Origin of the sequence: Algoriphagus pacificus (assembly GCF_017254845.1) — a bacterium.
Lineage (GTDB): Bacteria > Bacteroidota > Bacteroidia > Cytophagales > Cyclobacteriaceae > Algoriphagus > Algoriphagus pacificus.
Genome location: NZ_JAFKCU010000004.1, coordinates 167704 through 182572 on the forward strand (window position 1 = coordinate 167704; position 14869 = coordinate 182572).

A 14869-nucleotide genomic window follows, 5' to 3' on the forward strand; every position below is an offset into this window, starting at 1 on the left:
ATAGGCATAAAAAAAGGTGCAGAATCTCTGCACCTTCCTCTATTTTAAGACTTAATCTCTTTTTTTACTTTCCTTTTTTGCAGCTTTTGCAGCTCTTTTTTCTTTCAGTGTTTTAGCAGGGGCCTTTTTTGTATTAGGTTTGCCCTCAGGTTGTTTTGCCATGGTTTTATTGTAGCTGGAGTAGATGCTACAAAGTCTTTAACGATGGAAATAAAAAAAGAGATAAACTGTCCTATAATTATTTTCTCTTGAAAATCCGCTGAAAAGGAGCAAGATTCTGTCCGATAAAATCTTCAGGATAATTTTCTTCATCCGGCAATCCTACTGGTAAGTTTTCATCATCTGAAGGCCAGTAATTCGTCTTAAAAAGGAAGTCCCAAAGGCTCAAAGAAATCCCATAATTAAATCCATTTGGATGAGTTTCAGGTAGATTTTTAGCATGATGCCATAAATGCATCTGTGGCCCATTGATTATATAACGAAATGGTCCCAAAGGAATATAAAGATTGGCATGCCCTAATTGCCCTACCACCAAAGTGAAAATATGGACTATAAAGAAATCGGTGATCCCAAAACCAATCATGGCTAAAGGAATATATTCCAATGTTCTATATAGGATGTTTTCCATCCAATGATATCTCAAAAGTGCAGCAAAACCCATTTCTCGGGTACTGTGATGAACTTTATGAAATTCCCACATCCAACCAACGTTATGATACATTCGGTGAATGGCCCATTGCATAAAGTCTCGAATGATGAAAATCAGTACTAATTGAAGCCAACCTGGAAGTTGATCGACTTTAACGGCAACAGTATTGGTGATTCCAAATAAGCCCAGGAAATCATTAAAAGCTTCCACAGCTACCATGGAAAGCGCATTGTAAGCGACTAAAGCAAATAGGAAATAATTCCAGAAAAGATAAAAGATGTCCAGCCAAAAGTGCTCTCTGATGATTGGCTGGTTTTTTCTCCAAGGGAAGAAAACCTCCAATAGCCAAATCACAATAGATGCCCCGATCAGCCAATAAAAGTAATTGTGCCAAGAGGGATGCAGGACTTCATTGACCAAATAATTCCAATAGCCATAATAGCCGTCAGAAATTGCTTTGATGTACTTTTCCATGGCGCAAAGATGGTTATTTTACCTTTTGATCCGGGTGATTTTGATCACAAAAGGTTTTGACTTGCTAAAATTTACACAACTAATGCAAAGACCACAAAATCATAAAAAGTGCAACACGTGGCTGCACTCTTTATTTTCAATGAGAAAACAAAAGTAATCAATCTACTCTGAACGAAACCTTGCACACACATCCATAGGAACTCACTTTCCCATCTTTTACATGTGCTTTGATATCTTTGACATACACTGAATCTATGTTTCGAACAGTCTTAGAAACTTCATCTACTGCATTTTGGATCGCATGCTCAATACTTTGGTCTGAGGAAGAAATAACTTCCAGCACTTTAACTATACCCATGTTATTTTGGTTTATATGAAAATTTAGGTTCTCCTTAGAAGTTAAGGATTTATCCCTGTACTTAAAATTTTAAGTAGATTTAATCGAAGGTCAAGTCGAAGATTAATCTTCGGTTTTGAAATTTTCCCACACTTTTTTCTAATTTCAAAGACAAGGTTTAAACTTCAATAAACAGATGACATTAGCTTTTTATCGTGACTATTGCCTAGCCAAAGCAGGAGTCACAGAGGACACACCCTTTGACGAGGATGCACTTTGTTTCCGGGTTGGAGGAAAGATTTTTTCAATCACTTCGATCTCTGCTTTTCAATATATCAACCTTAAATGTGATCCTGAAAGGGCAGTGGAGTTACGCGAACAGTTTCCGGGGATTACCCCAGGCTATCACATGAATAAAAAACAATGGAATTCTGTCAGCACTACTGGTAACGTACCAGATAGATTGATATTAGAATTGGCAGATCATTCTTACGAGCTTATCTTTGGGAGCCTACCTAAAAAACTACAGGCAGAAATTCGCCCATGAGTTACTTCTCTGTTCGCCAAGTCTCCAAGTCCTATGACACCAGGTTGGCTCTTTCTGATTTTTCTTTAGAACTCGAAAAAGGTTCATTTCTTTCAATCGTAGGAGCAAGTGGATCTGGAAAAAGCACCTTGCTACGAATTATGGCAGGTTTGGAAGTTCAGGACGCAGGGGAGGTTTTTTTGGACGGGGAAATGATTTTAAACCCAAAACATAAATTGGTTTCAGGGTACGATGAAATCAAGTTGATCCATCAGGATTACCATCTTTTTCCCAATTCTACGGTGGAGGAAAATATTGCAAGACCTTTGTTGCAATACGATAAAAAATATGCAAAGCAGCGTGTAGAGGAACTACTGGGTCTTTTAGGGTTGAAAGAATTTAGAAACAGGTATCCTAGACAGCTTTCTGGTGGGCAACAACAAAAGGTAGCTATTGCTAAGGCACTAAGTGTAGAACCTGAGCTGTTGCTGCTGGATGAGCCTTTCAGTTCGCTAGACACGATCCAAACTCACCAACTGATTTCGGAATTGAAGAGCTTGTTCGAAGAATTGGGGACCACTGTCGTTTTTGTGACTCATGATCTGGATGATGCTTTAAGACTGACCGATAACCTTTTGATTTTACAAAAAGGGAAAACTGTCCAAGTTGGGAACTCCAAGGAATTATGCGAAAAACCTAAATCCCGATATGTAGCCAGGTTATTCAGTCCCATTAATCTTATTCCGGATCGGTTTAATTCCTACCTAAGGCCCTCTGATGTCAAGTTGAGAAGTAAAGGAACATTGATGGGGCATGTCTTAGATTCTCGCTATTTGGTTCATTACAATAGCTTACAGATCAGGTTAAAGAATGGCGGAGAGATATGGGAAGTGGATGACCCTTTGAGAAAATATAAGATCGGGGATCGGGTTTATTTAACCTGGGATGAGGAAAAAGTGATGCTCCTTTGATCTCGAAAGGATTAATCCATGTCAAAAAAAAGGAATATTCTTTTAAGTGTTTTATATGAAATAAAACTGGTCTTAAACCAAACGATTTTATGGATTTGGATCAAATTGGGATTGGTGAAATCTATTTTGATTATTCCTTTTGAGGGTTTTGGCAATGAAGAAGAAATTTTACTGGTAGGCCGTGTCATAAGAGACAATAGGGTAGGAGCCTCAAGTCCTGAAGACAGCATTTGGAAGAATATCGGTAAAATGCGCAGGAGGTTTATGAGTACAGTGATTCCAAATGTGCAGGTGAAAGCCGAATTCCAAGGTGAAGCATTTTTCGCCAAAACTGATGAAGAAGGTTATTTTGAGTTCAAAATCCGTCCCAGTAATGGATTAGTGATGGATACCAACTGGCAAAAGATCAAGCTGACACTGATGGATCAAGTGATCCGGAACCAGGGAGATATAACTGCCATTGCAGATGTTTTTTTACCAGTCGGCAACATTGATTATGGTATTATTTCTGACATCGACGATACCATCATTCCTACAGGAGCGATGAAGATTCTAGAAATGCTAAAAACCACTTTTGCAAAAAATGCACATACCAGAGTTCCGTTTCCTGGCGTGGCTGCTTTTTATAAAGCTTTGCAAAGAGGTACGGATGGACATGAAAGCAATCCTTTTTTTTATGTATCGAGTAGTCCTTGGAATCTTTATGATTTTCTTCACGAGCTTCTCCAAATCCATAATATTCCAAAGGGCCCATTGATGCTTCGGGATATCGGATTGTCTAGAACAGAGTTGATCTCAGGAAGTCATTCAGAGCATAAACTGGAGCAGATCCGTCAAATCCTCAGCACTTATACCCAGCTCAACTTCATCCTTATCGGTGATAGTGGACAGGATGATCCCGCTATTTATTTACAGGTTGTAAAAGAATTTCCAGGAAGAGTTTTGATGTTGTTTATCAGAGATGTCCATGCCTCAAGACATGCTTTTGTTGAAAAAATAAAGTCTGAATTAAGTGAGCTAGGGGTAGCATGTTATTGATAAAAAATACCTTGGAAGCCTCTGAATACTCTTTGTCCAAAGGATGGATACTTCCTGAAGACTTAAAGGAAATTGCCGAGGAAAAATTAAGAGACGAAAAAGCCAACGCCTGATCTTTAAAAATCAAAGAGGTAAGATTTTTCAACCTTACCTCTGAATTTTAATTTTTCGAATTAATCATGCATTCCATGTTCTCCATGAACATGTCCATGCTCCAGCTCTTCTTTGCTTGCTTCTCTGACTTCAATGATTTTCCCATCAAAATGCAAGTCAAAGCCAACCAAAGGATGATTGAAATCCAACAATAATTCTTCTCCAAGATCTTTCAGGATTTTAGCTTGCATCGGGTATCCGTTTTCATCCATAAGTGGAAGGAAGTTGCCTTCTGCTAGCATCTCAGGATTGAAACCCTGTTGATCTGAAAACTGTGATTTTGGCAGGTTAATGATCAATTCATCATCCGGTTCTCCATAGGCCTCATTGACTGCGAGGGTAAATGAAAAGTCCTCACCTTGGCTTTGGCCATTCAATAATTCTTCAAATTTTTCTGGCAATCCGCTTTGACCAAAAAGAAAATAAAAGGGATCTTCTTCATCTCTAATTTCTACACTAAATGGAGCTGATTCGATTTCGTCTTCGAATTTGCTGACTTTCAATTCATAGGTCAAACCGACCACTGTATTCGTTTCAATTTTCATCTGTTCATTATTTAATTCCGTGTCTCAACCGGATGCTCAATCTTTCTTTCAAAACCTGCCATTTGGACCTTGGTGTGGAATGAGAAAGTGGTTTTTGAGACCGGAAGACAAAATATTGGTAGTCTTTTTCCTGAAAGAAAACGGGATAGGTTTCCATTTTTTCCAGGTAAAAGCCACTTGCTGTAATGTTCTTAATCAATTCTCCTGAATCCAAAGGCTGATCAATAACCTGCAATTTTTCAGGTTCGTTTTCAATCATCCATTGCAGATATCTTGGTGCAGGGATATGTATGAAAATCACCGAATCCTGATGGGAATGCTCTTGAATTTTCTGGAATAATCTGAGATGCTGATCGACTGGTATATGTTCCAAAACATCCGGAAATACAAAAAAGTCAAACGTCTGATTAGGCTTATGGAAATCCGACATGTCTGAAACTTCAAACTTCAGGTTTTTCTGATTTTTCCAAAGCAATCTGGCTTTTTCGATACTTTCTGGACTGATATCTACAGCCAGTACCTCTCCTTCTTTTAATTGTCCGGCAAGCAAGCTACTTACAGTTCCTATTCCACAACCCACTTCCAATATTCGATGATGGGATTTAAGCCCGGCAGCGATTACTTTGTCAAGAATGCTCAAGTGGCGAGAATTGATTCCCGTTTTTTCCTGCTTTTCAGAGAACTGATCGTAATAGCTGACAATTTTATCTTTAGACTCTTCCATTTCTTTCTCTAACTGTAAAAAACACTCCACCAATGATTCCAAGTACAATGAGGTATTGGAAAATAATCATAGGTGTTTTGGTTTTGAAATAACTGTCTGGAGCAAAAACAAATTCAATTTCATGTTGACCTGCTGGGAGACTGAGTCCTCTTAGCAAGTAATCGGCTCTCAGGATAGGCGCTTCCTGGCCATCAATGGTCGCTGTCCAGCCTTCAGGATAATAGATTTCAGAAAACACTGCCAATCCAGGCTGAGTCATATTTGCAGTATAATTCAGCTTATTTGGAGCATATGAAGTCAAAGAAATATTCCCTTGACCAGCTGAAACTGAACCAAATTCGCCTTCGTTGACAGTTGCCTGACTTTTGGTATTGATAGAAGCCAATTGGTCAATTTCTTCTTGGTTGCTAGTAACCGAAACAATTGAACTAGGAATCCAAGCAGGACCATTTGCAGAAGGGTTTTCAAACACAGCATTTGCAGCGTTTCCTGCGATGATGTATTTGGTGTTCAGCATATTAAAGGTTTGAATTCCTTCGAAATCAAAATCACCTTCTTGCGCTTTTTTCATGAATCCATTGAGCTCGGGTGATAGCCTAAAGTCAATAAGATCTTGGAATCTCCTCAATTTTGCTCCATGATATCCACCAATTGCATGGAATCTGTAGCTTGCTTTTCCTGCGGAAAGCAAACCTTCCGTCAAATCCAAAACACGGTAATAACTGTCATCTTTTAAAATTTCTGACTCTGCAGGTGTTTCTGCGAAGTAGGTTTTGGATGGACTTACATCAAAAGAATCTTCATTTAGATAAGGTCTATTGATAGTCCATAAATCAAATAAAACCAAGATGAAAAGCCCTACACCTAGAATCAGGTCACTGATTTTTTCCTTGAGAGTGAAGTAGATCAAAGCAAAAGCTGCAACCAAAAATCCTAGGCTTTTGAAAGCACTTGCTTGTAACATTGCTTTTCTATCCTCTCTCAAAGGTCCCAATAACCAATCCGGCAAGCCTTGGTCTCCAGCACCTGCAAATCGAAACATTCCCGCTCCTAAAGAGAAAATGATGAGTAATCCACCTGTAACTGCCCCAGCAAGCAACAGAGGTTTTAATTTCTTTTCACTGACAATTTTTTCCAACGAAACCATTCCTAATACCGGAATAGCAAAAAGTGTCATTCCCAAAGCCATCGAAACAGCTCTGAATTTGTTATAGCCGGGAAGGATATCAAAAAGCAGGTAATTAAACCAAGCCAAGTTTTTACCCCAAGAAAGCATCAGGGAGAAAATGATGATCGCGCCAAATGTAATCAGGGTTTGTTTGGGTGCTGCCCAGATTCCTAAAATTGCCAGAAACACCAAAATAACGCCTCCATAAATCGGTCCTCCAGTAAAGGGTTGATCTCCCCAGTAGGTTGGAGCGCCTTGCACAAAACCATTGATCTGGGCAGGATCTAATCCTTGTTGGCGCAGTGCTTTTTCAGATTCGGAATTTTTTGGAAGAGGAGTGGAGGATCCTCCACCGTAGAAATCAGGGATCAATAAAGTAAATGATTCCATGATTCCGTTGGACCAGCCAAATGCATAATCTTTATCCAAACCAGCTTCCTGGGATTCGATGGTTACCTCACCACGAGTGGAATAAGTTGAATATTCCAATGCCGTTGCTATTCTTCCAATATTTCCTCCAATTGCCAAGATCGCTCCAATCAGTAACACACCCAGTGTTTTTGCAAGATTCGGCAGGCCTTCTTTTTTCCATTCAAAAATCACTCTCACCAAAACATAAATTCCTCCAATCAAGAAGGTGTAATAGGTAATCTGCACATGGTTGAATTTGAATTGTAGCAAAAGTCCTAAAGCCAAAATACCAGCTCCTAGCAACCGTTTCCTTTCAAAGGCGAGGTGAATACCCGTTAAAACAAAAGGGATTAGACATTCTGCCCAGATTTTGGCGTTGTGACCTGCTGCCAGACTGAGTAAATTATAAGTATTAAAAGCAAAAGCAATGCTTCCGAGAATGGCAAAAATCGGCCTGACCCGAAAGCTGAGTAGCAATACGTACATACCAACCATTCCCAGAAAAAGTCCATTGACAGGATGGGGTAATCCTAAGGTGAGAACAGTAACAATGGCGTTGGTTATATCACCAGGAAAATCCAAACTGATAAAATAAGCAGGCATTCCACCAAACATACTGTTGGTCCAAAGTGCCTCTTCTCCAGTAGCCTCCCGGAAATCCATTACCTCTTTGGCAGAACCTTCCCATTTAAGAATGTCACCTTGGAAAATGACTTTGTTTTCCAAAACAAGAGGTGAGAAATACAATGCGACAATGGCATAAAATATAGCTATCCCCAGCGCGTGTGGGAGCAAATCTTTTTTAAAATCTATCGTCATGAAAAAGGGAATTCTTGGAAATTTTCAATGGATACGCAAATTAGGAATTTAAACCCAAAGAGTCCTAATCAGATTCAGGGGGATAGCGGTAGAATAGATCAAATGAAGCTTTCTATCCCTGATGAAATTCATTACTTTTGCTGCAAATAGCCGCAATAGGAATGTTTGATAATTTAAGTTTAAAATTAGACCGGGCTTTCAAGACTTTGAAAGGAACCGGAACGATCACTGAAATAAACGTTGCCACCACCGTCAAGGAAATCAGAAGAGCCTTGATTGATGCCGACGTAAACTATAAAGTAGCCAAAGAAGTAACCGATACCATCAAGCAAGAAGCTTTGGGTAGAGATGTTTTAATCTCTGTTTCCCCTGGACAATTGCTTGTCAAAATCACTCAGGAAGAGCTGACCAAATTGATGGGTGGTTCCAAAGTGGAAATCAACTTGAGCGGAGATCCTTCGGTGGTATTGATTTCTGGTTTGCAAGGTTCTGGTAAAACAACTTTTTCTGGAAAGCTAGCCAGCTTATTAAAAAGACAAGGTCGTCAGGTGCTTTTGGTTGCCTGCGATATTTACAGACCTGCAGCGATCGACCAATTAAAGGTATTGGGAGAACAAGTTGGGGTAGAGGTTTATGCAGAGCCAGAAAACAAAAACGCACTTGAGATTGCGAACAATGCAATCGCCTATGCCAAGAAAACCGGAAAGAAAACGGTTATCGTCGATACTGCGGGTCGTTTGGCTGTAGATGAGCAAATGATGCAGGAGATTGAAGAGCTGAAAAGAGCTTTGAAGCCTTCTGAAACTTTGTTTGTGGTTGACTCTATGACGGGTCAGGATGCAGTGAACACTGCAAAAACCTTTGACGAGCGTTTGGATTTCAATGGGGTTGTCTTGACCAAATTGGATGGTGATACTCGTGGTGGAGCTGCGATTTCCATCAGACACGTTGTCAATAAACCGATCAAGTTCATCTCCACTGGGGAGAAGATGGAAAACATCGATGTGTTCCATCCAGATCGTATGGCCCAAAGAATTTTGGGTATGGGTGACGTGATTTCCTTGGTGGAACGTGCTCAGCAATCCTTTGATGAGGACGAGGCTAAACGTATCAACTCAAAAATCAGAACCAATAATTTCAATTTTGATGATTTTCTTTCTCAGCTAGAGCAGGTGAAGAAAATGGGTAATATCAAAGATTTGATGGGAATGATTCCTGGAATGGGCAAAGCCTTGAAAGGGTTGGATATTGATGATGATTCTTTCAAACCAATTGAGGCAATCATCAAAAGTATGACTCCAAAAGAGCGTCAGAATCCTGATGTGATCGATGGAAGTCGCAGAAAAAGAATTGCAAACGGTTCAGGTAGAACCATCACTGAAGTGAATAACCTGATGAAGCAATTTGATGATATGCGCAAGATGATGAAGCAGATGAATAAAATGGGCGGGGCCAAAGCGGCAATGAGCCGATTGATGCCAGGAGGAAAAAGATAAAAAAAGAGGAGCTTAAAGGCTCCTTTTTTGTTTAAGTTCATCCATTTCTCTAAAAACTTCAGGAAAACCTCTTTGTATTTATTTTCAACAGAAATGCTGTGAACCCCAACTTGGACGACATTTTTAGAAACTGAATCGATGTGTGGTACATTAGTTTTTAAGTGGGAAGAAATGAATAATAATTCTAAAGTGACCCCATTTTCCGATTTCAAGATAGAACTGTGTCAGAATTTTTACTAAAAAAAATATTTATAAAACTGTAGCGTTTTGTGTTTTTTGGGAGTCTTGTTAGTGATTTTGATTTATTTTTTTTCAAACTAAATTTTATATTTAACTCAAACAACTAGAATTATGAAAGTAAAACTATTCTCTTTAATCGCGTTGATAGGTATTGTCTTCAGCTGTAAAGATGTGCAGGAACCCTCTCCGAATAACAGAATTGAAGGAGTTTACGAGTTTGTGAGTGAAGGAAATTATGGTTGGGGTGAGAAAAAATTCAATTTTGTGGATTTGATGGAGTTTAATTCTGATGGAACGGTAACAGGGGAGGGGTATACAACAGAAATAGGTTCTGACGAAATATTAGGTTACCGAAGTTATTTTTCTGGTACGTATTCCATTTCTGGAGATATAGTAACTATAGATTATAGTAAGTCCTATTTCATGGGAATAGCAGATATTAATTTTTTACCAAAAGAAGATTTGACACTTGCTCAAGTAACTGATAATATTGGAAGTTTTTCAATTTTAGAAAACTATTCAGAACTAATGTCAATCTGTCCAAATAATGGAGCTTGCGGAACTCCAATTTCTTTTTTGAGGGTTGAATAACTGGTGTTTATAAGATAAAAAGGCTGTTTTCATATAAAATTGAAAACAGCCTTTTTTATTTTTATTAAGGGGTTCAGTTCATCCATTTTCCTAAAAACTCTAAGAAAGAGTCTTTATAATTGTCTCCTACTGCGATGCTGTGATTACCAACTTGGATAACATTCTTTGAGACAGAATCAATGTGGTCTAAAGCCACTATAAAAGAGCGATGGACTCGCATAAACTGATGAGCTGGCAAAAGCTCCTCCATGTTTTTCAGGCTTGTCAATGAAAGCAAAGGATTTGGTTTTGAAATCAAATGCACTTTTACATAATCTTTATAAGCTTCCACACAGGCAATATCTTTCAACATCACCTTGACTAACTGATATTCTACTTTCAGGAAAATATATTCCGGAGTAGAAGAGGAGTCATTTGATTTGATCTGTGGTGTGTTGCTTGCATTTAATCTTTCGAAATAGCTGAAGGCTTTAGTAGCAGCATTCAAAAACTCCTCGTAGCTATAAGGCTTGAGCAAATAGTCCAGTGCCTCTACTTTATACCCTTCGATTGCAAACTGATGATAGGCAGTGGCGAAAATGATTCGGGTCTTGTCTGAATTTTTCTTTCCGTCGAGTACCCGAGCTAGTTCCATTCCAGAGAGATCCGGCATCTGTATATCCATAAAAATCAATTGCACCTCATTTTGGTTGATGAAACCAAGTGCTTCAACACCGTTGGTAAACTTCCCGATTAGATTTAAAAAGGAAGTCTGCTCAATAAATTTACTGATGAGATCTAAAGCCAGGGGCTCATCATCGATAGCAACACAATTTAGGATCATGCCAGATTAATGGTAAGATTTACCCAATACTCATTATTGGCTTCGTCTTTACCAAATTTTAAGCGATGTTTTTCTGGATAAAGCAAGGCAAGGCGTCTTTGAGTATTCACCATGCCGATTCCATTTTCTTTAGCTTCAGGGCTATCAGAATGAACTGGGAAGATGTTGTTTCTAGTCTCGAAGAACAGAGTTTGTCCCATTACTTCAAGCTTGATTTTGATTTCACACTCCTTTTGGCTGCTGATACCATGCTTGAATGAATTCTCTAAGAAAGGTAATAGAAGCATAGGTGCTAAAACCAAGTCTTCTTTTGGTTCATCAATAGAGATGTTCAGTTTCACATTTCCAGTCAATCGCATCTTCATAAGCTCGATGTAATCCTGGATAAAGTTCACTTCTTTCTTTAAAAGCGTTTCATCTTTTTGGTTTTCATACAATACGTATCGCATCATTCTCGATAGTTTCAATAAAGCCTCTTGTGCTTTTTTGACATCCAGATTAGTCAGCGAATAAATATTGTTTAGTGTATTGAAGAAAAAGTGAGGATTGATCTGGGCTTTTAAATAGGATAATTCGGTATTGATACGCTGCTTGTCCATTTCTCTTCGAAGCGCCTCGTCTTTTTGCCACTTTTGAACAGAAGCAACCGAAGTACTGATCCCAATGGAAAGAAAGAAAAGGAGGGAATTGAACACATCACCCGAAATCCGTCTTGGTCCTGGTTTATATGGCTTATCAGGATTGAAAGCTTTGAACATAAGTTCCGGTAATCCCAAAAGCTCTTCAAAGTAAATTAACAAGCCTACAAAGCAGACTGCGGCTATTATAATAATGGTAATATATAATATGGGTTTTCCTTTCAGTAATATCTTGGGTACAACGACCAACATATTTATATAGAAAATCACCACTAATAGTAGCGCAAGAAAGGTTTGCTTGATCCAATATTGATCAGGAATGTCAATTCTCCAACCCAATGGCGAGAGCAACAGCAATACTGTGCTGAGCATTGACCAGCCAAGAATATGGACTAGGATTGAAACGCGCTTTTTGGAACTAAATGGGAGCATAAGCCTTATTATATGCATCAAACTAAAGAAAAGTAGTCTTAAAGCTCAAATAAAATCTGCCAATAGTGGGATTACACCTCCAAAACCTACTTTTCAATGGATAAACCGATTTATCGGCAGAATAAAGTCCTTTATCCGATAAAAAGGTGGTTTTGTCGACAAAACTAACCTAACCGTCTATTACCTCATATAAGTGTAAAACATACAGTGTTGTTTTGTGGTACATAACTGTGTAACGAGCAACTCAGCAAAACTATCATGAAGAAATTATTGTACCTAACACTGTTTTTTAGCCTTATCGCTTCAATCAGCGTTTTTGCCCAAACTACCGAGACTACTAAAAAATCTCCAGCTAGAATTATCGGTGTGGCAAAAGACCAGAACTCCGGAGAACCGGTTTCCTATGCAACTGCTGCTTTATATAAGGCAGGAACTGAGGAAAACATCGCCGGTGGTGTAGCTGATGATGAGGGTAAATTTTTCATTACAGGCATGGGACCTGGAGAATACACTCTTAAAATCAGTTTCCTAGGATTCGAAACCAAGTCGGTAGAGAATATTAAAGTTACTGCTCCAAATGGAGATGTAAACATCGGTGAAGTTTTAATGGTAGATGAAGGTCTAGCTTTGGAAGAAGTAACTGTTCAGGGTCAGCGCGAACTCATTGAAGAAAGAGTTGATAGAACAATCTACAAAGCTGAGAATGATAAAACTACTGCTGGTGGTGACGGAACAGATGTAATGAGAAGAGTACCGATGTTATCAGTTGATATGGATGGTAATGTGTCCATGAGAGGAAGTAGCAATATCACAGTTTTGATTGATGGAAGACCGTCTGCAATTGCTGCTAGCAGTATCACTGATGCTTTGAAGCAAATTCCTGCTGAAGAAATTAAAGAGGTGGAAGTTATTACTTCTCCTTCTGCAAGATTTGATGCTGAGGGTACTTCTGGTGTGATCAACATTGTCACTAAGAAAAACAACCTTCAAGGCATGTCAGCTAACATCCGTACAGGTGTGGGGCTTAGAGGTTCAGATTTAGGTTTAAATGCAAGTGCAAGAAAAGGTAAGTTCGGATTTACACTTGGTGGACATGGCCGTTCAGGTTATAATATCAATGGTGGATTCGAAAACAAGCAGGTTGTAACAAATCCTGATAATACAACTTCTACTATCATCCAGTCTGCAGATACTAAAAGCAATCAACTATTCGGAAGATATAATTTCGGAGTTGATTATGAAATCGATAAATATAACTTCATTACTGGTGCTGTCAATTTTGGGATCAGAAATAGAAGCAGTGAACAAGAGAATTTCCTAACTCAGAATTTTGTGGACGGAAATTTATTGAGAAATGCACTTAGAGAAACTGATACTAAAGACAACTCAAACTCTGTTGATATCAGCTTAAACTATACGAAGACTTTCGAGAAAAAAGGAAAAGAGATTTCTTTCTTGACTTTATACAGCAGAAATAATGGAGAGAATTCTTTCATCAATACGCTTTTCGAAGAGGATTTCGCTACGATTGATTCTAGATTAAAGAATGATAACCCAAGTAAAAATGAGGAGTTTACAGTACAATTGGATTTAGTGGAGCCTCTAGGAAAAGATGGAAAATCTATCCTTGAATATGGTGCTAAAAACATTCTTAGAAAAGCTGTATCTGACTTTACTTATTTTACTGCAGAGGGAGCTAACGGAGAGTATATTGAAAGTGCGAATCCTAATTTGACAAACGCTTTCAATTATGATCAAAATGTAACAGCAGGTTATGTTTCTTATACTGCTACTTTGTTCAAAAACTATACGATCAAGCCAGGTGTAAGATACGAGTACACTACAATCAATGCTGATTTCAAAACTGAGGCTGTTGCTGAAATTCCATCTTACGGTACCTTGGTGCCAAGCTTGAATTTAAGTAGAAAACTTGCTAACGGTAATTTGATCAAAGCAGCTTACAATAGAAGAATTTCTCGTCCTTCTCTTAGATATTTGAATCCAAACATCAATTCATCTAACCCACTTCAGGTTTCTCAGGGTAATCCGGAATTGGATCCAGAATTTACTGATAATTATGAATTAGGATATAGCACCTTCTTCAAAAACACAATGATCAGTTTCAGTGGTTTCTTCAGAAATACAACTGGTTCTATCCAGTCTGTAAGAACTGTTGCTGAAGATGGAGTAATCTATACAGGTTTCGAAAATATCGGATTTGAAAGAGCTTATGGTTCTAACATCTTCACCAATATCAGTGTAAACAATAAAATCTCTCTTAACGCAAGTGTAGATGCATATTATGCAACACTGGGAAATGAAATCACTTCCGTTACCAACAATGGTTTTGTGGTCAGTGGACGTCTATTCGGTAACTATTCTCTTCCAAATGATTGGCAAATTCAAGCCTTCTCGTTTGCAAGAGGTCGTCAAGTTCAGCTTCAAGGTTCTTCAGGAGGTTTCTACATGTATGGCCTTGGTTTAAACAAGCAGTTTGACGAAAAGAGAGGAACAATCGGGTTTGGTGCTGAAAACTTCTTGACCAAAGAGTTTAAAATCAATAATGAAATCGTTACTCCTACGATCGTTCAGAATAGCACGAACGTAATGCGTAACATGAATTTCAAGATCAACTTTAGCTACAGAATTGGTAAGCTAAGTATGGATCAGCGTCAGAGAAAGAAAAGATCTGTGAACAACGATGACTTGAAAGGAGGAGGCGACGGAGGTGATATGAACCAAGGCGGAGCTGGCGCAACTGGAGTTTCAAACAATAAGTAAAAGATATTTCACCTGTAAGCTATTGATTAGCATTAGCTTACAGGTTTAATTTT

Annotated in this window: 14 protein-coding genes; 7 read left to right on the top strand and 7 right to left on the bottom strand. The window is 38.6% G+C overall.

Features of this window, described 5'->3' with window-relative positions:
- Positions 1–238 precede the first annotated feature (238 nt).
- Both J0A69_RS17070 and J0A69_RS17075 read right to left on the bottom strand, forming a co-directional pair.
- The gene (locus J0A69_RS17070; protein WP_206587829.1) at positions 239–1123 is read right to left on the bottom strand and encodes a sterol desaturase family protein; all 885 of its coding nucleotides are present in this window, start codon (positions 1121–1123) and stop codon (positions 239–241) included.
- 157 nt (positions 1124–1280) lie between these two features.
- Positions 1281–1481, bottom strand: a complete 201-nt coding sequence (locus tag J0A69_RS17075; protein ID WP_206587830.1) for a dodecin family protein — start codon at positions 1479–1481, stop codon at positions 1281–1283.
- Positions 1482–1656: 175 nt separating this feature from the next.
- On the opposite strand from J0A69_RS17075, the gene J0A69_RS17080 reads away from it, so the two are divergent.
- The 4 genes from J0A69_RS17080 to J0A69_RS22670 are packed head-to-tail and all read left to right on the top strand — an operon-like array spanning position 1657 to position 4108.
- The gene (locus tag J0A69_RS17080; protein WP_206587831.1) at positions 1657–2007 is read left to right on the top strand and encodes an MmcQ/YjbR family DNA-binding protein; all 351 of its coding nucleotides are present in this window, start codon (positions 1657–1659) and stop codon (positions 2005–2007) included.
- Positions 2004–2957 (top strand): ABC transporter ATP-binding protein, encoded by a 954-nt coding sequence (locus J0A69_RS17085; RefSeq protein ID WP_206587832.1) that lies wholly within the window; start codon positions 2004–2006, stop codon positions 2955–2957. Before J0A69_RS17080 ends, J0A69_RS17085 begins: the two co-directional genes overlap by 4 nt.
- Before the next feature lie 18 nt (positions 2958–2975).
- Positions 2976–3995, top strand: coding sequence for an App1 family protein (locus J0A69_RS17090; RefSeq protein ID WP_236032972.1), 1020 nt, complete (start codon positions 2976–2978; stop codon positions 3993–3995).
- Positions 3986–4108 carry a hypothetical protein gene (locus J0A69_RS22670; RefSeq protein WP_262897725.1) on the top strand — a complete coding sequence of 41 codons (123 nt, stop codon included), beginning with the start codon at positions 3986–3988 and terminating at the stop codon, positions 4106–4108. The genes J0A69_RS17090 and J0A69_RS22670 overlap by 10 nt, the downstream gene beginning before the upstream one ends.
- A 60-nt stretch (positions 4109–4168) precedes the next feature.
- On the opposite strand, the gene J0A69_RS17095 is transcribed toward J0A69_RS22670, so the two are convergent.
- Genes J0A69_RS17095 through J0A69_RS17105 form a run of 3 tightly spaced genes read right to left on the bottom strand, consistent with a single transcriptional unit; the run spans position 4169 to position 7815 of the window.
- The gene (locus J0A69_RS17095) at positions 4169–4693 is read right to left on the bottom strand and encodes an FKBP-type peptidyl-prolyl cis-trans isomerase (protein WP_206587833.1); all 525 of its coding nucleotides are present in this window, start codon (positions 4691–4693) and stop codon (positions 4169–4171) included.
- A 7-nt stretch (positions 4694–4700) separates the two neighbouring features.
- Positions 4701–5417, bottom strand: a complete 717-nt coding sequence (locus J0A69_RS17100; RefSeq protein WP_206587834.1) for a class I SAM-dependent methyltransferase — start codon at positions 5415–5417, stop codon at positions 4701–4703.
- Entirely contained in the window at positions 5404–7815 is a 2412-nt protein-coding gene (locus tag J0A69_RS17105) for a YfhO family protein (RefSeq protein WP_206587835.1), read from the bottom strand. The genes J0A69_RS17100 and J0A69_RS17105 overlap by 14 nt, the downstream gene beginning before the upstream one ends.
- Positions 7816–7976: 161 nt before the next feature.
- On the opposite strand from J0A69_RS17105, the gene ffh reads away from it, so the two are divergent.
- Both ffh and J0A69_RS17115 read left to right on the top strand, forming a co-directional pair.
- Positions 7977–9311, top strand: coding sequence for a signal recognition particle protein (gene ffh / locus J0A69_RS17110; RefSeq protein ID WP_206587836.1), 1335 nt, complete (start codon positions 7977–7979; stop codon positions 9309–9311).
- A 351-nt stretch (positions 9312–9662) separates the two neighbouring features.
- Positions 9663–10142 (top strand): hypothetical protein, encoded by a 480-nt coding sequence (locus J0A69_RS17115; protein ID WP_206587837.1) that lies wholly within the window; start codon positions 9663–9665, stop codon positions 10140–10142.
- Between the two features lie 73 nt (positions 10143–10215).
- On the opposite strand, the gene J0A69_RS17120 is transcribed toward J0A69_RS17115, so the two are convergent.
- Both J0A69_RS17120 and J0A69_RS17125 read right to left on the bottom strand, forming a co-directional pair.
- On the bottom strand, positions 10216–10965 hold the full coding sequence (locus tag J0A69_RS17120) for a LytR/AlgR family response regulator transcription factor (protein WP_206587838.1): 750 nt from the start codon (positions 10963–10965) through the stop codon (positions 10216–10218).
- Positions 10962–12035 (bottom strand): sensor histidine kinase, encoded by a 1074-nt coding sequence (locus J0A69_RS17125; protein ID WP_236032973.1) that lies wholly within the window; start codon positions 12033–12035, stop codon positions 10962–10964. The genes J0A69_RS17120 and J0A69_RS17125 overlap by 4 nt, the downstream gene beginning before the upstream one ends.
- Positions 12036–12293: 258 nt before the next feature.
- On the opposite strand from J0A69_RS17125, the gene J0A69_RS17130 reads away from it, so the two are divergent.
- The gene (locus tag J0A69_RS17130) at positions 12294–14816 is read left to right on the top strand and encodes a TonB-dependent receptor domain-containing protein (protein WP_206587839.1); all 2523 of its coding nucleotides are present in this window, start codon (positions 12294–12296) and stop codon (positions 14814–14816) included.
- The last annotated feature ends 53 nt before the right edge of the window (positions 14817–14869 follow it).

Coding starts and splice junctions, on each gene's coding strand:
- J0A69_RS17070 (WP_206587829.1), bottom strand. CDS start 1,123: ATGGAAAAGTACATCAAAGCAATTTCTGACGGCTATTATGGCTATTGG.
- J0A69_RS17075 (WP_206587830.1), bottom strand. CDS start 1,481: ATGGGTATAGTTAAAGTGCTGGAAGTTATTTCTTCCTCAGACCAAAGT.
- J0A69_RS17080 (WP_206587831.1), top strand. CDS start 1,657: ATGACATTAGCTTTTTATCGTGACTATTGCCTAGCCAAAGCAGGAGTC.
- J0A69_RS17085 (WP_206587832.1), top strand. CDS start 2,004: ATGAGTTACTTCTCTGTTCGCCAAGTCTCCAAGTCCTATGACACCAGG.
- J0A69_RS17090 (WP_236032972.1), top strand. CDS start 2,976: ATGTCAAAAAAAAGGAATATTCTTTTAAGTGTTTTATATGAAATAAAA.
- J0A69_RS22670 (WP_262897725.1), top strand. CDS start 3,986: ATGTTATTGATAAAAAATACCTTGGAAGCCTCTGAATACTCTTTGTCC.
- J0A69_RS17095 (WP_206587833.1), bottom strand. CDS start 4,693: ATGAAAATTGAAACGAATACAGTGGTCGGTTTGACCTATGAATTGAAA.
- J0A69_RS17100 (WP_206587834.1), bottom strand. CDS start 5,417: ATGGAAGAGTCTAAAGATAAAATTGTCAGCTATTACGATCAGTTCTCT.
- J0A69_RS17105 (WP_206587835.1), bottom strand. CDS start 7,815: ATGACGATAGATTTTAAAAAAGATTTGCTCCCACACGCGCTGGGGATA.
- ffh (WP_206587836.1), top strand. CDS start 7,977: ATGTTTGATAATTTAAGTTTAAAATTAGACCGGGCTTTCAAGACTTTG.
- J0A69_RS17115 (WP_206587837.1), top strand. CDS start 9,663: ATGAAAGTAAAACTATTCTCTTTAATCGCGTTGATAGGTATTGTCTTC.
- J0A69_RS17120 (WP_206587838.1), bottom strand. CDS start 10,965: ATGATCCTAAATTGTGTTGCTATCGATGATGAGCCCCTGGCTTTAGAT.
- J0A69_RS17125 (WP_236032973.1), bottom strand. CDS start 12,035: ATGCTCCCATTTAGTTCCAAAAAGCGCGTTTCAATCCTAGTCCATATT.
- J0A69_RS17130 (WP_206587839.1), top strand. CDS start 12,294: ATGAAGAAATTATTGTACCTAACACTGTTTTTTAGCCTTATCGCTTCA.